Genomic DNA, 21,992 nt, shown 5'->3' on the forward strand with positions numbered 1-21,992 from the left:
GAAAAAGGAAGATGAGAAAGGGGGCGCCTATGGACTAGGAGGAGAGGGATGATGCAGATACAGGGAACGATGGTCCATGCGGAGCAGCTGGCCTCCGGATACGCGCAGCTCCATGTAGATTGCGGCGACGGCAGCGGCCCCATTGTGGGGGTGCTGGTACCGGCGCTGGTGCTGATCCGGGATGGGATGCCGGTGCTCGGTCAGCGCGTGGAGATCAAGGCAATGGAACTGGCTGACGATCACAATTTTCCTTCCGATAGCAAGCCCGCCGGGGTCGCGGTGGGTCTCTCCGGGGTTTCTGATGGCGGCGTGTTCCCCGATGTGGGTACGGGGCGTCATCGCTACGTTTTCTGCAGAGGCGAGTCCGCTCGGGCGACGCGTCTCAGCGCACCTGTCTGACGCGCGGGCCGGCGGCGCAGCACGCGCCGCCAAGCCCCCATTTCTTGATCAACGATGCGGGTGGGCAGTCGCGAGGCGGCAGCTCACCCGTCGCAAAAAGCCATCGATGAATGGACGCAAGGCAAGGAGGTCCAGCGATGAATGAGACCCAACGCAACGAAACCATGGATATCCTCCGTCAGTGGTCGGAGCTCAACGAGCGCTTGGCACGGGAGTCCATGAACATCTTCCAGGAAACTCTGCAGGAGCCGCGCGGAATGGACCGCGAGTACCAGAAGGCGCTGAAGACGGCGCGGGAGGCGGTGGAAGAGGCCATCCGTCTGGAGCGGGAGGCCGTCGAGGCCTTCGAGAAGGGCAACGGCGACAACGAGGCCCTGAAGGAGCCGGTGCGGGCGGTGGCGACGATGACGCGAACGGGCATCGACCTGCGGGAGCGGATGTGGTCTGCCTGGTTCCAGGGCGCCGAGCAGATGCTGCCGGCCAGCGGCAGCCGTCGTGGCGGTCAGCCGTTCCCGGACCTGAGCGCGGTGTTCAGTGTCTGGCAGGACCTCGCGGATTCGGCCTCGCAGGCGATGCAGCAGGCGGGACAGTCCGCCGTCGGTTCCAGCGGTAAGGCCGAGGAGGCTTCCTCTGGCGCCGGGGAGAAGGCGACCAGCGGGCAGGCCCGTCGCACGGCCTGAGGCGGGATGCGTCGATGAGCACCACCGTACCGGTCCCCGGGGCGTGGCTCGAGGCGGAAGTGGCGCAACCGCCACGTTCCCGGGGCGTGGTGCTGTTCGCCCATGGCAGTGGCAGTAGCCGGTTCAGCCCACGAAACCAGGCCGTCGCCGCGCACCTCAACGGCGTCGGTCTGGCTACCGTCCTGCTCGATCTGCTGACCGCGGAGGAGGACGAAGAGGACCGGGTCACCCGGGCCTACCGCTTCGATATCCCGCTTCTGGCCGAGCGCCTGGTCGGGGCTGTGGATTGGGTGGCGCGATCCCCGGAGCTCGCGGACCTGCCCGTGGGTTGCTTCGGTGCCAGTACCGGGGCCGCGGCGGCGCTCATCGCCGCGGCACGCCGACCGGCGGGTGTGTCGGCGGTGGTCTCCCGGGGTGGCCGGCCGGATCTCGCCGATGCCTATCTGCCGGCGGTCAAGGCGCCGACCCTGCTGATCGTCGGCGGCAACGACCCGGAAGTCCTCGCCCTCAACCGGGACGCGGCGGAACGGATCGGGGGGCCGGTACGTGTGGAGGTGGTTGCCGGGGCCACCCATCTCTTCGAGGAGCCGGGTGCCCTCGATCAGGTGGCCCGCCTGGCCGGCGACTGGTTCCTGGACTGTGTCTCACCCGCGCGTTGACCCTCGGCGTGCGTCCCGGGGTTACGTCGCCGCCGCGCTCGGGTAGCATGTCGGTGCATACCGTGAGCGAAGGCATGGGCCGTGAAGATCTGGGTGGACGCCGACGCCTGTCCAGGGGCGATCAAGGAGATCCTTTTCCGCGCTGCGGAGCGTACCGGGGTGATGGTCACCCTTGTGGCCAACCAGCCGATGCGGGTGCCGCGCTCGCGCCATGTCCAGGCGCTGCAGGTCTCCCCCGGCTTCGATGTGGCCGACAACGAGATCGTCCGCCGCGTGGAGGCCGGTGATCTGGTAATCACCAGCGACATCCCCCTCGCCGCCGAGGTGCTCGAGCGTGGCGGCCACGTCATCACCCCGCGGGGCGAGCGCTATACCGATGCGACCATCCGGGCACGCCTGACCATGCGGGACTTCATGGAGACGTTGCGTGCCAGCGGCGTAGATACTGGCGGCCCCCCGGCGCTCAGCCAAGCCGACCGCCGGGCCTTTGCCAACCAGCTCGATCGGCTTCTCGCGGCGAGATAGGGCTATGTACGTCGCAAAACTATGGTATGCTCCGCGCCGTCGATGTCCGCCGGTCGGCATCGGGTTTTCGCGGTTTTTCCCTTCCCAGGACCTGCCCGAATTCGATTTCCACTTTTCGCCTGGACCGGACCCCGACGCCTGAATTTTGGCCGGGTGGGCAAGCCAGGAGTATTCCCCGAACAATGTCTTTCAATGATCTCGGCCTTTCTGAGCCGTTGTTGCGTGCCGTGCGTGAGCAGGGCTACGACACCCCGACCCCCATCCAGGCCCGGGGCATACCCACCATCCTCGAGGGTGGGGATGTTATGGCTGCGGCCCAGACGGGCACCGGCAAGACCGCCGGTTTCACCCTGCCGCTGCTGGAGCGCTTGATGCAGACGCGCCCCGAGCGCGGTCCGCGGCGGGTCCGCGCGCTGGTGCTCACCCCGACCCGTGAGCTCGCCGCCCAGGTCCAGGAGAGCGTGGACACCTATGGCCGGCATGTGCCCCTCAAATCCACGCCGATCTTCGGTGGCGTCTCCATGCGCCCGCAGCTGCAAGCCCTGCGCCGCGGGGTCGACATCCTCGTCGCCACCCCGGGCCGGCTGCTCGACCACCTCAATCAGGGGACCGTGGACCTCTCCTCCGTGGAGACCCTGGTGCTCGACGAGGCGGATCGCATGCTCGACATGGGCTTCCTGCCGGATATTAAGCGTGTGCTCGCGGCGCTGCCGGCGAAGCGCCAGACACTGCTGTTCTCTGCCACCTTCTCCGAGCAGATCGCCGGCATGGCCCGCGGCATGCTTCGCTCACCCACCCGCATCGAGGTGGCCCAGCGGAACACCGCGGCGGAGAGCGTCAATCAGACCGTTCATCCCGTCTCCCGCGCGGGTAAGCGCGGCCTGTTGAGCCACCTGGTCCGTGACGGCGACTGGCGGCAGGTGCTGGTGTTCACCCGCACCAAGCACGGCGCCGATCGCCTGGCGAAGCAGCTGGACCAGGACGGCCTGGCGGCATCCGCCATCCATGGCAACAAGAGCCAGGCGGCGCGTACCCGCGCGCTGGGCCAGTTCAAGCAGGGCCGCACCCGGATCCTGGTGGCGACGGATATCGCCGCACGGGGCCTGGATATCGAGCACCTTCCCCATGTGGTCAACTTCGATCTGCCCAACGTCGCCGAGGACTATGTCCACCGCATCGGCCGCACCGGCCGGGCCGGTAAGGGCGGCGAGGCGGTGTCGCTGGTCTGCGTCGACGAGCTCAAGCTCTTGAAGGGCATCGAGAAGGTGCTCGGCGGCAGTATCCGCAAGCACACCGTGGCCGGCTTCGAGCCGGATCCCTCGGAGCGCCCGGAGCCGCTGTTCAAGAAGCCCGCCGGGCGCCGGCGCCCGCCGGAGGCCGGTCAGCGCCGTCGCGGCGGTGGCCAACGTCGGGACGCGGGGGCGTCCCGGCGCGCCTGACCGCGGCGGAAGGCCCTAGACGGACAGACGGCCGGCGAGTTCCCCCGGGGGCTGCGGCCGTCCGTAGTAAAAGCCCTGCGCCTGCGTGATGCCGTTCTCGGCCAGCCATTCGGCCTGCTCGGCGGTCTCCACGCCCTCCGGGAGGATGGCCAGGTCCAGGGCACGGGCCACCGCGATGATGGCGGAGACGATGGAGCGGTCGTTGTCGTCGTCCGGTAGCCCGTCGATGAAGGTCTTGTCGATCTTCAGGGTATTCACCGGGAGCTGCTTGAGATAGGCGAGCGAGCTGTAACCGGTGCCGAAGTCGTCGATGGCGAGGCGGGTGCCGGCATCCGCCAGCCGCGCCAGGTTTTCGCGGGCGTGTTCAATATCGGCGAGGAATCCCTGCTCGGTGATCTCCAGCTCCAGCCGCTCCGGATTCAGGGCGTGCCGGGCCAGCGTGGCCATGACCTGCCCCGGGAATCCGGCGGCCTGCAGCTGCGCCGGTGCCACATTGACGCTTACCCGTGACACTGGATAACCGGCCTCGATCCACTCGGCACACTGCCGTACGGCCTCATCCAGAACCCAGTCCCCGAGGGGCACGATCAGGCCCGTTTCCTCGGCGAGGGGGATGAACTCCGCGGGGGAGAGCACGCCCCATTCCGGGTGGCGCCAGCGGACCAAGGCCTCCGCCCCGAATATCTGCCCGTCTCCAAGGGTTACCTGTGGCTGGTACCAGAGCTCCAACTGCTGCTGGTCGACCGCGACCTTGAGCGCCTCCTCCAGCTGGACCCGGCGCTGAACGCTGGCCTGAAGCTCCGCCTGGAAATACCGGACCCGGCGGCCCCCTTCCTGCTTGGCGCGATGCAGGGCGGTGGCGGCCCGGGCGAGCAGGGTGTCGGTATCCTCGCCGTCCGTGGGCGCGACAGCCACGCCGACGCTGGCGGACAGTCGCAGCACCTGATCCGCCACGGTCATGGGCTCGCGCAGGCCATCAAGTACCGCGGTGATCACCCCCGCCGTATCCCGGCTACGGTCCAGGTTCTCCAGCAGGATGAGGAACTCGTCACCGCCGCTGCGGGCGACGGTGTCGCCGGCGGCCACGGCATCCTGTAGGCGCCGCGCGGCCTGGCGCAACACCTCGTCGCCCGCCTCGGCCCCGAGGCCATCGTTAATGGCGCCGAAGCCTTCCAGATCCAGCAGCAGTACGGCCAGCCTCTCCTGGCGTCTGTCGGTGACGCTGAGGGCGTGGCCGAGCCGTTCGTGGAACAGGGCGCGATTCGGGAGCTCGGTGAGATGATCGTAATAGGTGCGGAAGGCCAGCTCCTCGCGGGTCTGGTGGGCCTCGGTGATGTCGGCGAAGACGGCGATGTAGTTCACCAGGGCGCCGGCCTCGTCGCGCACCTCGCTGATGGTCAGCCATTCCGGATAGGGCTCACCGTTCTTGCGTCGGTTCCAGATCTCCCCCTGCCAGACGCCGTTGTTATGGAGCTCGTCCCACATGCGTCGATAGAAGGCGTCGTCCTGCGCCCCGGAGTGCAGCAGCGTCGGCGTCCGTCCCCGAACCTCTTCCTCGCTGTAGCCGGTGATCCGGGTGAAGGCGCGGTTGACGGCCACGATCCGCTGTTGTGGGTCGGTGACGACGATGCCCTCGGCGCTGTGGTCGAAGACGGTCTGCGCGAGCCGTAGCTCGGCGAGCTGGCGTTGGTGCTCGGCGCGCAATCGCAGCGCCTGGATGCCATAGGCGATGTCCGTGGCCAGCTCCTCCAGGAGGGTGATCTCCGCCGGATCGAATGCACCCGCGGTGGCGGAGTAGACGTTCAAGCTTCCCAGTACCCCCGCGTCGCCGTGGATCGGTATGGCCGCCGAGGAGGCGAGGCCGTGTCGCAGGGCCCGCTGCCGCCAGGGGGCGTAGGTCCAATCCGCGGTGATATCCCGGCTTACCTGGGAGTGGCCGGTGCGGATGGCAGTGCCGCTGGGTCCCTGGCCGGTGTCGCTGTCATCCCAGGTGACCTGCAGCTCGCGGACGTAGTCCCGGGCCGAACCGGTGACCGCCACAGGACGCACTGTGCGGGCCTCATCCTGCTCGGCCCAGCCCACCCAGGCCACGGGATAGCCGCCAACCTCCGTGAGTGCTCGGCAGACATCCTCGAGCAGGTCGGATTCGTTTTGCGCGTGGACCAGGGCGGAGTTCGCCCGGCTCAGCGAGTGGAGGGCGCGGTTGATGCGTTCCGTCTCCGCCTCCGCCGCCCGGCGCTCGGTGATGTCCCGGGCCGCTGCGAAGGCGTATTCCCGGTCGTCGTAGCGCAAATGGGTGAGCCCGACCTCGACCGGGACCAGGGTGCCGTCCTTGCGGCGGTGCTCGCTTTCGAAGCGCAGGTGGCCGCACTCGGTCAGCCGTTGCCAGTGCGCCGGCCAGGCGGAAGGAGGAAAGTTGGGATCCACGTCGGAGACGTGGAGCGTGGTGAGCTCCGCCTCGCTGTAGCCGAGGGTGGTGCAGGCGGTCTGGTTGGCGTCGATGATCTGCCCGGCGGCATTGGTCTGGAAGATCGCGTCAAAGCTGTGGGCCAGTGCGTGGCGGCTCAGACGCAGTTCCCGCTCCTGTTCGCGGATGCTGGTGAGGTCGGTGACGAAGCCGTACGAACCGGTTAGCCATCCCCGGTAATCACGCAGGCCCGTGGCGTGGATGAGCACCGGGACGCGGCGTCCGCGTCGTGAGATCAAAGTGAGCTCGTAGCGTCGCGGCCCGGGTTCGCGGTGGCGGCGGCCGGGGATTCCCTTGTCGCCGATGTGCTCCCGGAAGACCCGCTGGCCTTCGTCGTCGGTGAAACTCGCCGGATGTGCACCGATGACCTCGTCGGGCTCGCAGTCGAGCATGGCCGCCATGGCGCGGTTGACCTCCACCGTGCGCCCCTCGGCATCGATGAGCCAGAACCCCTCCTGGGCATGGTCGATGAGGGTGTGCCAGTAGTTGCTCAGCGACCGGCTGCGTCGGCCCTCGTAGGCGACCAGGGCCATCAGGATGGCGGTGCTTAGGGCGACGAAGGCGATGCCCTTTCCCGTCTGCCAGCGGGTGACGGTCTCGGGATCGGGCGCCAGCCACTGGACTATCGCATCGGAGAGCAGGATCCACAGCACCCCGAAGAGTAGATAGCCACCGCCGATCACCAGGATCGCCCGTGGTGGGCCTTGGCCTTGCCACATGCTGTTCACGCCGTGCCCGCTTCCTTGTTCGGCCCATGGCAGCCCGTTGGGAAGGAAAGTCGCCGCGCGTCCCGGAGCCCCGTCCCCCATAACCGGGTGCCTTCAGGGTAGGCCGACGTGGGGGGCAGGTCCAGAGGATCGGCGCGGTCGTGTTAACGCAGCGTCAGGACCACGGCCGCGAGCACCGCCAGCAGCGCGGCCCCCGTGCCCGTCCAGGCCCCAAGGCGGTCTTCCCCGCGGTGGAGCCGGCCGGCAATGCGGTCGCGCCTTTCCCGTAACAGCCGCTGCCAGGCCCGGGACGCCGGTGGCCGCGACCACGGTAGGCGCGGCGGGACCGGGAGGAGGGCGAGGAGGTCGCCAGCGGGCAGGTGAGGACCCCATGGGCGCAGACCCTGTACACGGGCCAGGACTGCGCTGGCGACCGCGGCCAGGAGCAACGGCCAAAGGGTGCCGGACAGGCCCTTGGTGACGGATGCCCCGGTCCCTGTCGCCAGGGTCCCCCAGGTCAGCGGTGCGGCGAGGGTGAGGGCGAGCATCGCCCCCGTGGCCAGCGCCATGGCTCGGGATGGTGGCCGCGGGGTCCCGGGTGGGCGTGCACAGACCAGTAGTCGCCCCATGAGCAGCGCGGTGGCGAGCGCGCTGGCGGTCAGCAGTGTCGTCGCCCAGTCGGCCCCGGTCGGGAGCTGGGCCAGGGCATCCTTGAGCACCGCCTTGGCGGCGGCCCCGCCGGTGGCGGGCAGCCCTGCCATCACCAGCGCGGCCACGGCGAGTATCACCCGGGGCGGCCACCCGCCGCTGCGCTCCAGCCACCCCGCCGCCAGGAACAGGGTGGTCTTTACCAGCGCGTGATGGACGGCGTAGGCGATCACCGCCACCTGCAACGGGTCGGCCAGTGGGGGATACCGCCATGCCAGGCCCAGCGCGGCGGCCATCACCCCCATCTGGCTGATCGACGAGTAGGCCAGTACCGTCTTGGGCCGTCGCTGGGTGATTCCCACCAATGCGGCGGCGAGGGCACCGGTGACCCCGAGCACCACCATCGTCGTTCCGGCCTCGATCGCCATGGCCTCCGGCGGCGGGAAACGCAGCCATCCCACCAGCCCCGCCTTGATCATGGCCCCGCTCAACACGGCGCTCGCGGGCGCCGGTGCCGCGGGATGGGCCAGTGGGAGCCAAAGGTGCAGCGGTACCACACCGGCCTTGATGGCGAGCCCCGCCCAGAGGGCGGGCCAGAGCCCGGCTATGCCTCCGGCGACCCCGAGCATTCCCGCGAGCAGTGCCACCTCGCCAGCCACCGCCATGATGATGTAGACCCGCCCCGCGTGCAGCGCCTCGTCGCTGCCGGTGTGGACGACCAGGCCGTAGCTGGCCAGGCTCATCAGCGCGAAGCAGGTATAGAAGGTCACCGGGTCCATGGCGACCAGCAGCCCCAAGTTGCCCGCCAGGGTGAGGGCGAAGAAGCCGTCGAAGCGCCAGCGCTCGGCGTCCTCGCCCAGGTAGCCGCGTCCGTGCCAGGCCGCCGCTGCCCACAGCAGTGCGGTGACCACCAGTAGCGGCCGGATCGGCCCGTCCAGACGCCACTCGGTGCCCAGCAGCAGCCCGGCGGTGTGGATCCCGGTGCCTGAGGGCAGGAGCAGCGCGGCGGCCAGCGCCGGCACCACGGTCACCACCAGAGTGCGCGCTGCCAGCGGCCGCGTGGCCGGAATCGCGGCAAGCACTGCCCAAAGCAGGGGAACGGCGGGGATAGCAAGGAACAGCGCCTGCAGGAGTAGCCCACGGATCATTGGCGGTAGATCCTCGTGGCGACCAGATCCGCCCAGGCCAGTGGGCTGACGTCGCTGCCGGCCAGCACACCGACCCCCAGCGCACCGAGGGCGGTGAAGACCGGGGGCAGGAGCAGAGTCCAGCGGGTCTCGAGCGCGCCGGCGCGGCCCTCATCGTGCCAGTGTCCCGGGACGGGCTCGCGGAACCAGGCCCGATAGAGCAGCGGCAGGAAGTACACGGCATTGAGGGCACTGCTTGCCGCCAGCACCGCGATGACCCAACCCATGCCCGCCTCCAGGGCACCGAGGCCCAAATACCACTTGGTGACGAAGCCCGCGAGCGGGGGGGTGCCGATCATCCCCAGTGCCCCTACGGTGAACGCGGCCATGGTCAGCGGCATACGACGCCCCACGCCGTCCATTTCATGGACGTGATGGATGCCCAGGGTCTCTGCCAGGTTGCCGGCGCCGAAGAACAGCGTGATCTTCATCAGGCCCTGGTGGATGATGTGGACGATGCCGCCGACCAGGGCCAGCGGTCCCGCCATCGCCACCCCGAGGGCGATATAGGCCACCTGGCTGACGGTGGAATAGGCCAGCCGTTTCTTGAGCTCGCCCTGGCGCAGGGCCGCGATCGAGCCCCAGAGGATGGTTACCGAGGCCACTACGGCCAGCCCCGGCAGCAGGCCCAGTGCGGCGGCGTTGCCCACCCCGTAGACATCATGGACCACGCGTACGACGCCGAAGGCGCCGGCCTTGACCACCGCCACCGCGTGGAGCAGGGCGCTCACCGGTGCCGGGGCCACCATGGCCTGGGGCAGCCAGCCGTGCAGCGGCACCAGGGCGGCCTTGACGCCGACCCCGGCGATCATCAACCAGAACGTGCCGAAGGCCGCGGTGGTGGCCAGCGCGTCCACCGCCGGCCCCGGGCCCGCCGCGAAATCCGCCGGACCCGCCAGGGTCTCGAACCACACGATCCCTAGCAGCAGCAGGGCCCCGCCGCCGAGGGTATAGCGGAGGTAGGCGGCACCGGCGCGGCGGGACTCGGCGGTGCCGCGGTGGATGACCAGCGGGTAGGTGGCAAGCGAAAGCAGCTCATAGAAAAAGAAAAAGGTCAGCAGGTTGCCCGCCAGGGCGATCCCGGCGGTGGCGGCGACACAGAGGCTGAAGAAGCCGAAGAAGCGGCTGCGGTTGGGTGAGCCCTCCAGATAGCCGATGGCGTAGATGGTGGTGAACAGCCATAGCAGCGAGGACAGCGAAAGAAAGAGCAGCGCCAGGGCGTCTACCCGCAGGACCAACTCGCGACCGGGCAGCCAGGGCAGGGCCGCCTCCAGCCGGGCGCCGTCGGCGACGAGCACCAACATCCCCACCACCAGGGCCAGCTTGAGCAGGGCCGCCCCCAGGTTCACCCGGGTACGCAGCCGCCGGTGATCCTCCGAGAGGGGAAAGATCAATAACATGGCCGCCAGCGGGATGGTGACGGCGAGGGTAGGCAGGGCGGCGGTCACGGCCCGTCCCCCGCCATCAGCCCTGGCAGCCAGGGCACGGCCACACCCAGGGCCGTGACCGCCAGCGCCAGGCCCAGGGCGGAGTATTGCATCAGCCGGCCCGGCGGGACGCCGGCCATGCCGCCGGGTCGAGGATCGAGGGCCGGCTGGAGGATGCGGTAGAGATAGGCCGCCGCGAGCAGCCCGCCGCCGGCGAGCACCAATGCCAAGGGCCAGTGGCCCGCCTCCATGGCGGTGGTCATCAGGTACCACTTGGCCACAAAGCCCCCGGATGGTGGCAGACCGGCGAGGCTGACCGCCGCCAGGGCGAAGGTGACGAGGCTCAGGGGCTGCGCCCGCAGGGCACCGGCGGCCGCGGGCCAGCGGTCATGCCCGGCCGCGCGGACCACGTTGGCCGCAGCCAGAAAGGCGGCGCCCTTGGCGAGGGCATGGGTCAACGCCATCCATGCCACCCCTGTGGCGGCCAGAGGCGAGTGCCGGAGCAACGCCAGGCCGATGGCGAGATAGCCGAGTTGGGCGACCGTGGAGTAGGCCACGATGGCCTTCAGTCGGCCGACCCGCAGGGCCTGCAGCGAGCCCCAGATCACCGCGCCGGCACCGGCCGCAGCCAGGACCGCGGTCCCTGGTATGAGGGCCGGGGGTAGGGCATCGAGCCAGCGCCAGGCCAGGTAGATCGCCGCCTTCACCACCAAGGCGGAGAGTACGGCACTTACCGGCCCCGGGGCCCGGGCGTGGGCCGGCGGCAGCCAGCCGTGGAGGGGAAAGATCGCCGCCTTGAGCAGCAGCCCCGTCAGCACCAGCGCCGTGCCGGCGGCGGTGACGGCGCCGCTGGGGGCATCGGCATAGTCGGCCAGGCGCAGGGAACCGGTGGCACCGTAGAATAAGGCCACACCGGCCAGATACGCCGTGGCCCCGACCAGGGAGAGCATCAGGTAGCGCAGGCCCGCGGCCAGCGCGGCCCGGCCACCCCCCAGGGTCACCAGGGTGGCGGCGGTGAGGCCGGCGAGCTCCAGGGCGACGTAGGCGTTGAAGGCATCGGCGGTGAGGAATACCGCGTTCAAGGCGGCCCATAACAGCAGCCACAGCGCCCAGAAGGGGTGGGCCGCGCCGAAATAGCCCCGGGCGTGGATGGTGGCCGCCATGCCGGTGGTTGCCCCGGCAATGAGGAACACCATCGCGGTGCCATCCACCGACAGGGCGATGCCCAGCGCCGCGGGCCAGGCCCCGGGGACGAATGGTACCGGCCCGGAGCCCGCCACTAGGATCCCCAGGGCGAGTACGGTTGCCACGATGCCGAGGCCGCTCGATACACCCGCGGCGGCCCCGGCGGAGGGTCGGAGCCAGGCGGCCACGGCGCCGGCGAGCGGCAGCACCACGGTGAGCACGGCGGGCCCCGCGCCGGGGCTCATGATTGCCCCTCGTCGCCGTGCTCGGCCAGGCGCACGCCGAATACCAGTGCAACGCCGGTGACCGATACCGCCACCACGATGCCGGTGAGCACCAGTGCCCGCGCCACCGGATCCGCGTCGGCACGCTCCGCCGTCGCGACCAGCAGGAGGAAGACCCCGCCGCTGGCGATGTTCAACGCCACCAGGCGCCGAACGATGTCCCGGTGGACGAAGGCGGCGGCGCCGCCGAGCACCGTGAGGAACACGCCGGTGGCCAGATAGATGGCAGAGGTCATGACGACGCCCCCTCGCTGGGGGCCCCGCCCACGAACACCCGGGTGAGCAGCGTGCCGATGGACAGCGCGGCAGCGGCCTCCACGGTGAGGATCCAGGCCTTGGACTGTTCGGCCGGCCAGCGAAGCGGTTCGCCCAGGGCGATGCTGGCCAGCGCCGCCAGGGTGAATACACCGAGTCCTGCGGCGCTGGCTGGCCCCTGCCAGGGTGCGGGGTGGGTGAGGGCGCCGGGATGGTGGGTGAGATGGTGGAAGATCCCGGCGGCGGCCAGCAGCGCCCCGGCCTGAAAGGCGCCACCGGAGCCGTGGCCGCCGCGCCAGAGGAAATAGACGGCGAGCACCAGCAGGAACGGCCCTACCAGGCCGAGCAGTGCCCGCTGCAAGGCAGCCGCCCGGCCTTGCGCCGGGGCGCTCGGCGGCCCGAGCGCGGAGACCGCGAGCCCGGCGGCGGAGAGCACGGCCACCTCCAGCAGGGTATCCCAGGCGCGGAAGGCGAGGAGCACGGCGGTGACCGGGTGGGTGACCCCGGTGGCTGGCAGGCTCGCCGCCATGGGCGCGGGTGAAGCCGCCGGCAGGGCAAGCAGGGCGGGGACACCGGTGGCCGTGGCCAGGACGGCGCCGATGATCACCGCGGTGAGGCCGCGCCCTGGCGGGTCGGCGGCGGACCCGCAGCGGCGCAGCCGGTCCAGGGCGGCCATGAACAGCGCCCCGGTGATGCCCGCCCCGATGGCCGCCTCCGCGAGGGCGAGGTCAACGGCGCCGAGTCGCGCCCAGGCCAGGGCCAGCAGCAGCCCGAAGACCACGAACAGGACGATGGCGCGGAAGCGGCCGGTGCCGGTAAGCGCCGCGATCGCCACGACCGCCAGGGTGAGTGCCAGCAGGGCGTCGAAGAGGCTCAACGTCGCCATGCGGTACGTCCCTCGCGGAGGGCCTCCCCTGCCAAGAGGTGGCAGGCCACGGTGCTCGCCGCCATCATCAGCAACCATACCAGGAACAGGCGCAGCCCGAGCCAGAACTGGCCCTGATGCATGCCTACCCCCAGCGCCAGCAGTCCGAGGCCGAGATTGTCCGCCTTGGTCAGGGCATGGAGCCGGGTGTAGACATCGGGGAAGCGCAACAGTCCGATGCTGCCGCCGAGGAAGAACACGGCCCCGGCAGCCCCGACCAAGATCGCCGCGAGCTCAATCATCGGAGGGTGGTCCGGATCGCCAGATACGGTGAACGAAGGCGACCACACTCACCGCCGCCAGTGCTGCGAACACCAGGGCCGCGTCCACCAGCACCGGCGTATCGGTGGCCGCCGTGAGCGCCAGCAGCACCCCGACCCCGCCGCTGCCCAGGAGCTGGGCGGCCATCATCCGGTTCACCGGATCGCCACCAACGGCGACCCGCACCAGCCCCAGTGCGAGGGAGGCGAGGATGGCGATGGCCACGAGGACCCAGGCCGTGCTCATTGCCGGGGCAGCTCCTCGCCGAAGAGGTCGCCGATCCGGCGCTCGAGCTCGCGTAGGCTGGCGGTGACCGGTAGCTCCCGGTCGAGGACGTGGACGTTGAGGGCCCCGGTATCCATGCGGGCGGCCAGTGTCCCCGGCAGCAGGCTCACCGTCGCCGCGAGCAGGTGGCGCGCCGCCGGCGTTCGCAACCGCAGCTCCAGCGTCACCCAGTCCGGGGCCAAGGGGCGGGCCGGGCGCAGGGCGCGGAGTAGCACGTCCCAGCCACCGGCCAACGAGCGCGCCACGAACCAGGGGGCGAAGCGTAGCCAGCCAAGCGGTCGCAGCGGCCAATCCCCGCTGCCGCGACGCAACGACAACACGGTGGCGGCCACCGCCGCGGCCAGCCCGAAGGGTAGTCCGGAGGTGGCCGCATCGGTGAGCACCAGCCAGAGAAGCGAGAACAACAAAAGGCGGCCGGCGATTGCGGCCCAGGGCGTCCGCAGGGCGATGTAATTGAGCGTCATCCGTGTCCCCGATGCGTGGGCATGCGCTACAGTCCCCTTCGCACGAAGGCGAACGGTAACCTCGTTGCCGGCGCCGTTCAACGTGGGGAGAGGACCATGGAGACGATCGCTTTCGAGGATTTCCTGAAGGTCGAGTTGCGGGTGGGGCGCATCGAGCACGCCGAGCCCCTCGCCGGCGCGCGCCGACCCGCCTACCTGCTGCGGGTGGATTTTGGCCCCGAGATCGGGGTGCGCAAGTCCAGCGCCCAGATCACGGGGCTCTACGAACCAGAGTCGCTGATTGGCCGCCAGGTGGTGGCGGTGGTGAACTTCCCGCCCAAGCAGATCGCTTCGGTGATGTCCGAGTGCCTGGTCACCGGCTTCCACAACGAGGACGGCGACGTGGCCCTGTGCGTGCCCGACCGCGAGGTGCCCCTGGGTACGCGGTTACTATAGGGCCGGGGACGGATTCCCCCGACAGGGGGGTTCGGCCTGGTGCATTGCGCTTTGCTCCATGCACCCTACGCCCGACGGGCGAGTAGGGCGGACAACGTCCGCCGTCTCGGCTTGGTGCATTACGCTTCGCTCCATGCACCCTACGCCCGGTCGGGCGGGTAGGGCGGACGAAGTCCGCCATTTCCCCTTAGCCGCGCTGCCGCTCCTCGCGCTGGAAGTAGTCCCGGGTGACCGCGAAGATGGTGCCGGAGAGCGCCAATAGCGCGATCAGGTTGGGGATGGCCATCAGCGCGTTGAGGATGTCGGCGATCAGCCAGACGATGCCCAGGTTTGCCACGGCGCCAACGAACAGCAGCACCACCCAGAGGTAGCGGTACGGCATGATCGCGCGGACACCGAAGAGGTACTCCGCGGAGCGCTCGCCGTAGTAGCTCCAGGCGACGATGGTGGTGAAGGCGAACACCACCAGGCCGAAGGTCACCACCCAGTTGCCGCCGGCGACGCCCTCGCCGAAGGCCAGGGAGGTGAGCCCCGCACCGGTCTCCCCGGTCTCCCAGACGCCGGTGAGCACGATCACCAGGGCGGTCATGGTGCAGACCACGATGGTGTCGATGAAGGTGCCGAGCATGGCCACCGTGCCCTGACGCACCGGGTCGCTGGTGCGCGCCGCGGCGTGGGCGATGGGCGCCGAGCCCAGGCCGGCCTCGTTGGAGAAGATGCCGCGGGCGACGCCGAAGCGGATGGCGGCCATCACCGCGGCCCCCGCGAAGCCGCCGGTGGCGGCCGTGCCGGTGAAGGCGTCAGCGACGATCTGTCCCAGCGCCGCCGGTACCGCCGGCAGGTTGAGAACGATTACAACCAGGGCGCCGAGCATGTAGACAATGGCCATGAAGGGTACCAGCCGCTCGGCGAGGCGGGCGATGCGGCGCACGCCGCCGATGATCACGAAGAACACCAGCACTGCGAGCACCACGCCCGTCAGCCAGGCGGGCACCGCCAGATTGGTCTGCATGACGTCGGCTACGGCATTGGATTGCACCGTGTTACCGATGCCGAAGGCGGCCACCATGGCGAACAGGGCGAACAGGGCACCGAGCCAGCGCCAGCGCTCACCCATGCCATTCTTGATGTAGTACATGGGCCCGCCCACGTAGCGGCCGTCCTCGTCGACCTCGCGGTACTTCACCGCGAGCACCGCCTCGCCGTACTTGGTGGCCATCCCTACCAGGGCGGTGATCCACATCCAGAACACCGCGCCGGGTCCGCCCAGGGCGATGGCCGTGGCCACGCCACCGATATTGCCAGTACCCACGGTGGCCGACAGCGCGGTGGCCAGGGCCTGGAAGGGCGTGATCTGGCCCTCATCGGATTCCACCACCCGGCGTCCGCTCAGGAGCTGACGGAAGCCGTAGCCGATGCGGCGGATCGGCATGGCCCGCAGGCCGATGGTCAGGTACAGGCCGGTGCCCAGCAGCAGGATGAGCATGACCGGGCCCCAGACGAATCCGCTGACGTTACCGAGAAATGCGCTCAGGGTGTCCATGGATGTTCCAAATCCCCTCGGTTGTCTTTGGCGATGAGGGCGCGCAACATACTCGACCTTCTCGTGAATGTGAACGCCCCGGGCTGGAGGATATGCACCCGTACCGAAACATCATCCTGCTCGCGCTGTGCCAGGCGGTGCTGATGACCGGCACCTCCCTGCTGGTCGCCACCTCGGCACTGGTGGGCGCGCGCCTCGCGGATTCCCCGGTGCTCGCCACGGTACCGCTGGGACTGCAGTTTCTGGCCATGACGGTGGCCACAGTGCCCGTTTCGCTGTTCATGCAGCGCCGGGGCCGGCGCGCCGGCTTCCTCGTTGGCATGGCCCTGGGGCTGGGTGGGGTGGTCCTGGCGACGTTGGCCATCGCCGGTGGCCACTTCCTGCTGTTTTGCGTGGCGGCGGTGCTGCTCGGCGCCTTCAACGGCTCCGGGCAGTTCTACCGCTTCGCCGCCGCCGATGTGGCACCGGGCGGGCGTACCGGCCGGGCCATTTCCCTGGTGCTCGCCGGTGGTATCGTGGCCGGATTCCTCGGTCCCAATCTCGGTGCCTGGACCCGGGGGCTGCTGCCAGCGGAGTTCGCCGGGAGCTACCTCGTCCTCGGCGGCATCTACCTGGTGGGGCTCGCGGCCATTGCCGCATTGCGCATACCGCTGCCGCCGCGAGCGGCGCGGGGGGATGGTGGCCGGCCCCTGGGCGTCATCGCCCGCCAGCCGCGCTTTGTGCTCGCAGTGTTGAGCGCCGCCGTCGGCTACGGGGTCATGAACGTGGTGATGGTGGCCACGCCGCTCGCCATGCAGGGCCACGCCCATCCGTTCACGGAGACCGCCTTCGTCATCCAGTGGCACGTGCTCGCCATGTTCGTGCCCTCGTTCTTTACTGGCGAGCTGATCCGCCGGCTCGGCGTGTTCACGGTGATGGCCGCCGGTGTCGCCCTGATGCTCGCCTGTGTGGGGGTCAACGCCACCGGCAGCAGTGTCTGGCACTACTGGAGCGCCCTGGTGTTTCTGGGGGTGGGCTGGAACTTTATGTTCATCGGCGGTACCACCCTGCTCACCGAGACCTACACGGAGTCGGAGAAGGGCCGGGCACAAGCGTGTAACGACTTCATCGTCTTCGGCACGGTAACCGTGACCGCGCTGTCGTCGGGCTCACTGCTCGATGGTATCGGCTGGGTGGCGCTTAACCTGACGGTGTTGCCCTTCCTGGCGCTGGTGCTTGCGGGCATCGCGTGGGTGGGGCTTGGCCCCCGCTTCCGAGCGCTGGCGCCTGCGGCAATGGATGATACGTTGAGCTGATGCAGACGAGAGACCAAAAGCCATGAGCAGGAATCCCAACCCCCAGGGCAAGGGTGGGGCACCGGTTCTGGCGACGCTTACCGAGCAACGGACGGCCGTTGCCTCGGTCCCCCCCAAGCCTATCGAACAGGTCTCCACGGAGCTGTTCACCTCGTTGTTCGTGCTGGAGAGCGAGTTCCGCTTCAAGCCCGTGCCGGGCAAGCGCTATCACCTCTATCGCAAGCCCGACCGGTTCTGGCTTTCCATGATCCCGCCGCAGGAGTGGAGCGAGTCCGTGGCCGGGCGCTATATCGGGGCCTGCGAGTTGCAGTCGGATATGACCTGGACCCTGGAGCTCGCCGACGAGGTGGCGGCGGACCCGGCCTTCCAGCGTTTCCTGGAGACCAAACGCGACGCCTTCGAGCGACGCTTGCAGGAGGCGGAGACCGTCGATGACGTGCTGCCTGTCCACGAGTCGGGCTTTTCCTTCTACCGTCGCGCGTTCGCCTTCGCCCTGGCCCATTCCCTGGGGCGTTCCATGTCCCGGGCCGGGATCAGTGGGCTGTCCTACGACGAGGCCCGGGGGCTGCTCTCCGACCAAGGCGCCGAGGGGTGAGCGAGCGGTGCGGCTGCCCTTGGTAGCCCGCTACGCACTGATCCAGCTCCCGGAGCTCGGGCTGGTGGCGATCGGTCTGTTGGTGGCGGTTCGAGCCGGGTGGCTGGCGCCGCCCACCGCGGGGCTGATCGCCGCCGGCTGGCTGGTCAAGGACGCCGTGCTCTATCCCCTCTACCGTCACGCCCTCCACGACGACGTCCCCACCGGGGCGGCGGCGTTGGTGGGCCGCGAGGGGGTGGCGGTGGGCCGCCTCGACCCGGAGGGTTGGGTCCGGATCGCCGGGGAGCGCTGGCGGGCGCGGGCCGAGGGCGATGCGGCGGTCGAGCCCGGGGCGGCGGTGGTGGTGATCGCCGCCGCGGGATTGCGGCTGACCGTGCGTCCCAAAGGCTCGGGTGAGTAGCCGCTCGCGGCCTGGCTTGTCCGACGGGATCGGTTCAGGCAGATTCTCGGCGTCCCCCAATCGGCGGAAGGATCGAAGCGTCCCGTGATCAATACCCTCTGGCGCTGGCGCCATCGTGCCGGCCTGTGGATCGAGTCGCCGGTGCCCCACTGGAGCATCGTGGTGCTGATCGTGCTCAACGCCATCGCCCTGGGCCTGGAGACCTCGGATGCGGTGGTGGCGCGCATCGGCCCGGTCCTGGATGGGTTGGAGGCCGTGATCATCGCGGTGTTCGCCGCGGAGATCGCGATCAAGCTGTTCGCCTGGGGGCCGCGGTTCTTCCGCAGTGGCTGGAACGTCTTCGACCTGGTGATCGTCGGCATCGCCCTGGTGCCCGAGGCAGGCCCGTTCGCCATACTGCGGAGCCTGCGCATCCTGCGGGTGCTGCGTCTGCTCTCGACGGTTCGGCGGTTGCGCCACATCATCGAGTCGCTGCTCGCGGCGATCCCGAGCATCGGCTGGATCGCCTTCCTGCTCGGCCTGGTGTTCTATGTCTTCGGTGTCATGGGCACCGAGCTGTTCGGGGAGCGCTTCCCCGAGTGGTTCGGCAGCCTTGGCGCGAGCATGTACACGCTGTTCCAGGTCATGACCCTGGAGAGCTGGTCCATGGGGGTTGCGCGGCCGGTGATGGAGGCCTACCCCTTCGCCTGGCTGTACTTCGTCATCTTTATCCTGATCACCGCCTTCACCATCCTGAATCTCTTCATCGGCATCATCGTCAATACCATGCAGTCGGCCCACTGGGAGGAGGAGGACGCCAAGCGCGAGGCCGACGAGCGGCAGGCCGTTGAAGAGCGCCGCGAGATCCTCTCGGAGCTGCGTGCCATCCGCCGCCGCCTGGACCGGCTCGAGGGCGATACCCCCTCGGCGGGCCGTACTCAGGACTGACCGAAGGCCCGATGGCGCCAGTCCCCGCCCGGGATGCGCCGGGCCCGTGCGAGTCCGGCGTTGTACCAGTAGACCAGCGCCCGCTCCCGGCCGCCGGTGTCCCTGCGCTGCACGGTGGCCCGACGCCGTCGGAACAGGCCGCGCTCCGGGCACTCCGGAGAGTGGTCCTCGTAGGCATCGAGCACCGCCAGGGTCGCCATGCCGCCGGTGAGCACGAGGAGCTCGCCCATGATGTGTTCCCGGCCGTGGGCGGTGGGCACTGCCGCCGGATAATCGCCGAGGTCGTAGAGCCGGCCCCGGAGGCGGGCCGGGTGGCGCGCGAGGAGGCTGCGGCGCAGCAAGGCCTCGACCTCCCGGTCCAGGGCCCCGGTGATCAGCGTGCCGTAGGCGAAGACCTTCAATGGCATCGGCGTTGCGCTCCGTGTTCCTGACGTCGGTGTGATCCCGCGGCGTGGCGGGATGGCATGGCCCTCATGCTGTATAGTCAGGGGCTATCCCGGCAAGGACGGGTGGCGATGAGTCGCAATACCCTGGCAGTGATCATCCTGGCCGCGATCGCCGCCGCGGCCTACCTCGCGATTGACGCGTATACGGAGCGCGACGCGGGGGCTCGTGGCCTGGAGGGCGTTCGCGACTCCGGCCGCCTCGTGGTGCTTACCCGCAATGCCCCCACCACCTACTATATTGGCCGCGACGGCGAGCCGACGGGCCCCGAGCACGACCTGGCCAGGGCCTTCGCGGAGGCCCTGGGCGTGGCGGTGGAGTTCCGGGTGGCGCCCACCGTCGACGCGGTGATCGACGGGCTGCGCCATGGCGAGGCGGACCTTGCCGCCGCGGGTCTGACCATTACCGCGGAACGACGCGAGGCGTTCCTCTTCGGCCCGCCGTATCAGCCGGTGACCCAGCAGGTGGTCTGCCGGCGCGATAACGTCCAGCCGGAGTCCGTCGCTGAGCTGGAGGATCTGGAGATCGTCGTGATCGCCAGCTCCAGCTATGTCGAGCGCCTGGAGGCCCTCCGTCGGGATCACCCGGAGCTCACCTGGCGGGCCACCGAAGACGCGGACACGGAGACCTTGCTGCACAAGGTCTGGCTGGGCGAGATCGACTGCACGGTCGCCGATTCGACCATCGTGGATATCAATCGCCGCTACTACCCGGAGCTCATCGCGCCATTCAACCTCAGCCGCGAGCAATCCCTGGGGTGGCTGTTGCCCGCGGGCTCGGATGCCCTGCGGGAGGCGGCGGCGGAGTGGCTGGACGGCTACCGGGAAGAGGGGCGCCTGGCGCGGCTGCAGGAGCGCTATTACGGGTTCTTCGAGGTCTTCGACTATGTGGACATCGCCCGCTATATCCGGCGCATCGATGAGCGCTTGCCCCGTTTCCGTTCCCTGTTCCAGCAGGCGGCCCGGGAACACGACCTGCCGCCGCTGTTGCTCGCCGCCCAGGGCTATCAGGAGTCGCACTGGCGGGCCGACGCCCGCAGTCCCACCGGCGTGCGCGGGATCATGATGCTTACCGAGGCCACCGCGGAGGCCATGGGCGTGGACGACCGGCTGGATCCGGCACAGAGCATCATGGGCGGAGCCCGTTACCTCGCACACCTGCGCACGCGCTTTGACGATGAGGTCACCGAGCCGGACCGGACATGGCTGGCACTGGCGGCCTACAATATCGGCCGTGCCCATCTCCACGACGCCCAGACCCTGGCGCGGCAGAAGGGGTTGAGCCCCTATCACTGGCGGGATATCAAACAGGTATTGCCGCTGCTTGCGGATCCGCAATACTACCGGGAGCTCAAGTACGGCTACGCCCGTGGCACCGAGCCGGTGCGCTACGTCGCGCGGGTGCGGGAGTACCTGCACGTGCTACGGGGCCAGCTCCAGCAGGCCAGCCGGTAGCCGGACGCCGGGGTGCCCCGGCGCCGGTTGCCCTGTCCTAGAGGTTGGCGAGTACCGTCTCGGCGCTGCTTGCGTCCACGCCCTTGGGGTCCACGCCCAGGTACTGGACGACCCCGTCGTCGGCGATCAGTGCAAAGCGCTGGCAGCGGGTGCCGAGACCCGGGCCGCTGGCGTCCATCTCCAGCCCCAGGGCGCGGGTGAGCTCGGCATTGCCGTCGGCCACCATGGTGATGCGCTCCGCGTTCTGATCCTTCTGCCAGGCGTGCATGACGAAGGCGTCGTTGACCGCCATGCATGCGACGGTGTCCACTCCCTTGCCCAGGATCTCGTCGGCATGGACCACGAAGCCGGGCATGTGGGTGTTGGAGCAGCCCGGGGTAAAGGCGCCGGGTACACCGAATAGGACCACCCGCTTGCCGCCGAAGAGCTCGTCGGTGGAAAGGTCCTCGGGGGAGCCGTCGGGCCCATTGGTCTTGACGGTGACGCTGGGGATACGGTCGCCGACCTGAATGCTCATGGTTGCCTCCTTGGGTGGGTTGGGTCACCGCCCAAGGTATCAGCATTCCCGCTCGGCGCCATAGCGCGCCGGCGCTGTCAGTCCACGGACACCGGCGGGTCCGGGTCCTCGTCCCAGTCGGCGGGCGGTTCCGGGTAGAGCGCCATCCAGCCCTCCAGCTCCCGGGCGTGTCCGGCCTCCTCCTCGGCGAAGGCCTCCGCGAGCTCGCGCAGGGAGGGGTTCTCGGTCCCCGCCGCGCAGGCGGCGTAGAAGCGATGCGCCCGGGTCTCGGCCTCGTGGGCCAGGCGCAGGGCGTGGGCCGGGGTCATGAGGTAATGGCTCGCCTCGATGGCCCCGGATTCGGGGCTTTCGTCGCCGGGCCACTCATACTCCCAGGGCTTGAGCTTGGGCAGCCCGCCCTCGGCCTCGGCCCGCTCCCGGGCCTCGGCCAGATGCAGCCGCGAGTAGTGGGCCATCTTGCGGAACAGATCCACCACATCCGGGTTGTTGTGGACCTCCAGGGCGTCGGCGAGCTCGTCGTAGCGGTCCGCGGCGTCCTCCTCCAGGGTCACGGCATGGGCGAGAAAGAAGGCAACGGATTCCATG

24 protein-coding genes are annotated in these 21,992 nt (G+C 69.5%); 11 read left to right on the top strand and 13 right to left on the bottom strand.

Going from position 1 to position 21,992, the window contains the following annotated elements:
• Positions 1-48 precede the first annotated feature (48 nt).
• From ACQ754_RS10675 to ACQ754_RS10695, 5 genes are all read left to right on the top strand, one after another.
• Positions 49-399 (top strand): hypothetical protein, encoded by a 351-nt coding sequence (locus ACQ754_RS10675; protein ID WP_440997014.1) that lies wholly within the window; start codon positions 49-51, stop codon positions 397-399.
• Between the two features lie 137 nt (positions 400-536).
• A complete protein-coding gene (locus ACQ754_RS10680; protein ID WP_440997015.1) occupies positions 537-1,079 on the top strand; it encodes a hypothetical protein in 543 nt (180 codons plus the stop codon).
• Positions 1,076-1,738 (top strand): dienelactone hydrolase family protein, encoded by a 663-nt coding sequence (locus ACQ754_RS10685; RefSeq protein ID WP_440997071.1) that lies wholly within the window; start codon positions 1,076-1,078, stop codon positions 1,736-1,738. The genes ACQ754_RS10680 and ACQ754_RS10685 overlap by 4 nt, the downstream gene beginning before the upstream one ends.
• 81 nt (positions 1,739-1,819) lie before the next feature.
• A complete protein-coding gene (locus ACQ754_RS10690; RefSeq protein ID WP_440997016.1) occupies positions 1,820-2,263 on the top strand; it encodes a YaiI/YqxD family protein in 444 nt (147 codons plus the stop codon).
• Between the two features lie 182 nt (positions 2,264-2,445).
• Positions 2,446-3,702 (top strand): DEAD/DEAH box helicase, encoded by a 1,257-nt coding sequence (locus tag ACQ754_RS10695; protein WP_440997017.1) that lies wholly within the window; start codon positions 2,446-2,448, stop codon positions 3,700-3,702.
• Positions 3,703-3,717: 15 nt separating this feature from the next.
• Here ACQ754_RS10695 and ACQ754_RS10700 read toward each other — a convergent pair whose 3' ends face one another.
• The 9 genes from ACQ754_RS10700 to ACQ754_RS10740 form a co-directional block, all read right to left on the bottom strand.
• Positions 3,718-6,888: a sensor domain-containing protein gene (locus tag ACQ754_RS10700; protein ID WP_440997072.1), complete on the bottom strand. Its 3,171-nt coding sequence runs from the start codon at positions 6,886-6,888 to the stop codon at positions 3,718-3,720.
• Between the two features lie 152 nt (positions 6,889-7,040).
• On the bottom strand, positions 7,041-8,672 hold the full coding sequence (locus ACQ754_RS10705; protein ID WP_440997018.1) for a complex I subunit 5 family protein: 1,632 nt from the start codon (positions 8,670-8,672) through the stop codon (positions 7,041-7,043).
• Positions 8,669-10,111 (bottom strand): complex I subunit 5 family protein, encoded by a 1,443-nt coding sequence (locus ACQ754_RS10710; protein WP_440997073.1) that lies wholly within the window; start codon positions 10,109-10,111, stop codon positions 8,669-8,671. Before ACQ754_RS10710 ends, ACQ754_RS10705 begins: the two co-directional genes overlap by 4 nt.
• 44 nt (positions 10,112-10,155) lie before the next feature.
• Complete coding sequence (locus ACQ754_RS10715) at positions 10,156-11,568, bottom strand: complex I subunit 5 family protein (protein ID WP_440997019.1); 1,413 nt, start codon at positions 11,566-11,568, stop codon at positions 10,156-10,158.
• Entirely contained in the window at positions 11,565-11,843 is a 279-nt protein-coding gene (locus tag ACQ754_RS10720) for an NADH-quinone oxidoreductase subunit K (protein ID WP_440997020.1), read from the bottom strand. The genes ACQ754_RS10715 and ACQ754_RS10720 overlap by 4 nt, the downstream gene beginning before the upstream one ends.
• A complete protein-coding gene (locus ACQ754_RS10725; protein ID WP_440997021.1) occupies positions 11,840-12,748 on the bottom strand; it encodes a hydrogenase subunit MbhD domain-containing protein in 909 nt (302 codons plus the stop codon). The genes ACQ754_RS10720 and ACQ754_RS10725 overlap by 4 nt, the downstream gene beginning before the upstream one ends.
• The gene (gene mnhG, locus ACQ754_RS10730) at positions 12,736-13,029 is read right to left on the bottom strand and encodes a monovalent cation/H(+) antiporter subunit G (protein ID WP_440997022.1); all 294 of its coding nucleotides are present in this window, start codon (positions 13,027-13,029) and stop codon (positions 12,736-12,738) included. The genes ACQ754_RS10725 and mnhG overlap by 13 nt, the downstream gene beginning before the upstream one ends.
• Positions 13,022-13,294, bottom strand: a complete 273-nt coding sequence (locus tag ACQ754_RS10735) for a monovalent cation/H+ antiporter complex subunit F (protein ID WP_440997023.1) — start codon at positions 13,292-13,294, stop codon at positions 13,022-13,024. The genes mnhG and ACQ754_RS10735 overlap by 8 nt, the downstream gene beginning before the upstream one ends.
• On the bottom strand, positions 13,291-13,797 hold the full coding sequence (locus ACQ754_RS10740; RefSeq protein ID WP_440997024.1) for a Na+/H+ antiporter subunit E: 507 nt from the start codon (positions 13,795-13,797) through the stop codon (positions 13,291-13,293). The genes ACQ754_RS10735 and ACQ754_RS10740 overlap by 4 nt, the downstream gene beginning before the upstream one ends.
• Positions 13,798-13,893: 96 nt before the next feature.
• Between ACQ754_RS10740 and ACQ754_RS10745 the strand changes: the two genes are divergently transcribed.
• Positions 13,894-14,232 carry a tRNA-binding protein gene (locus tag ACQ754_RS10745; protein WP_440997025.1) on the top strand — a complete coding sequence of 113 codons (339 nt, stop codon included), beginning with the start codon at positions 13,894-13,896 and terminating at the stop codon, positions 14,230-14,232.
• Positions 14,233-14,419: 187 nt separating this feature from the next.
• Here the strand turns inward: ACQ754_RS10745 and ACQ754_RS10750 are convergent, their stop codons facing one another.
• Complete coding sequence (locus tag ACQ754_RS10750; RefSeq protein ID WP_440997026.1) at positions 14,420-15,775, bottom strand: alanine/glycine:cation symporter family protein; 1,356 nt, start codon at positions 15,773-15,775, stop codon at positions 14,420-14,422.
• Positions 15,776-15,867: 92 nt separating this feature from the next.
• On the opposite strand from ACQ754_RS10750, the gene ACQ754_RS10755 reads away from it, so the two are divergent.
• From ACQ754_RS10755 to ACQ754_RS10770, 4 genes are all read left to right on the top strand, one after another.
• Positions 15,868-17,070, top strand: coding sequence for an MFS transporter (locus ACQ754_RS10755; protein ID WP_440997027.1), 1,203 nt, complete (start codon positions 15,868-15,870; stop codon positions 17,068-17,070).
• 22 nt (positions 17,071-17,092) lie between these two features.
• A complete protein-coding gene (locus tag ACQ754_RS10760; RefSeq protein WP_440997028.1) occupies positions 17,093-17,665 on the top strand; it encodes a DUF2452 domain-containing protein in 573 nt (190 codons plus the stop codon).
• Between the two features lie 7 nt (positions 17,666-17,672).
• Positions 17,673-18,065 carry an NfeD family protein gene (locus tag ACQ754_RS10765; RefSeq protein WP_440997029.1) on the top strand — a complete coding sequence of 131 codons (393 nt, stop codon included), beginning with the start codon at positions 17,673-17,675 and terminating at the stop codon, positions 18,063-18,065.
• Positions 18,066-18,149: 84 nt separating this feature from the next.
• Complete coding sequence (locus tag ACQ754_RS10770; RefSeq protein ID WP_440997030.1) at positions 18,150-18,992, top strand: ion transporter; 843 nt, start codon at positions 18,150-18,152, stop codon at positions 18,990-18,992.
• Here ACQ754_RS10770 and ACQ754_RS10775 read toward each other — a convergent pair.
• Positions 18,983-19,399 carry a gamma-glutamylcyclotransferase family protein gene (locus ACQ754_RS10775; RefSeq protein ID WP_440997031.1) on the bottom strand — a complete coding sequence of 139 codons (417 nt, stop codon included), beginning with the start codon at positions 19,397-19,399 and terminating at the stop codon, positions 18,983-18,985. The two genes, ACQ754_RS10770 and ACQ754_RS10775, sit on opposite strands and share 10 nt — an antisense overlap.
• Positions 19,400-19,507: 108 nt before the next feature.
• On the opposite strand from ACQ754_RS10775, the gene mltF reads away from it, so the two are divergent.
• On the top strand, positions 19,508-20,890 hold the full coding sequence (gene mltF, locus ACQ754_RS10780) for a membrane-bound lytic murein transglycosylase MltF (RefSeq protein ID WP_440997032.1): 1,383 nt from the start codon (positions 19,508-19,510) through the stop codon (positions 20,888-20,890).
• Between the two features lie 37 nt (positions 20,891-20,927).
• Here mltF and ACQ754_RS10785 read toward each other — a convergent pair whose 3' ends face one another.
• Together ACQ754_RS10785 and ACQ754_RS10790 are read right to left on the bottom strand one after the other, a co-directional pair.
• On the bottom strand, positions 20,928-21,407 hold the full coding sequence (locus tag ACQ754_RS10785) for a peroxiredoxin (RefSeq protein ID WP_440997033.1): 480 nt from the start codon (positions 21,405-21,407) through the stop codon (positions 20,928-20,930).
• A 77-nt stretch (positions 21,408-21,484) separates the two neighbouring features.
• Entirely contained in the window at positions 21,485-21,991 is a 507-nt protein-coding gene (locus ACQ754_RS10790) for a ferritin-like domain-containing protein (protein ID WP_440997034.1), read from the bottom strand.
• Position 21,992: the final 1 nt, after the last annotated feature.

Source organism: Arhodomonas sp. SL1, assembly GCF_052060015.1.
Taxonomy (GTDB): Bacteria; Pseudomonadota; Gammaproteobacteria; order Nitrococcales; family Nitrococcaceae; genus Arhodomonas.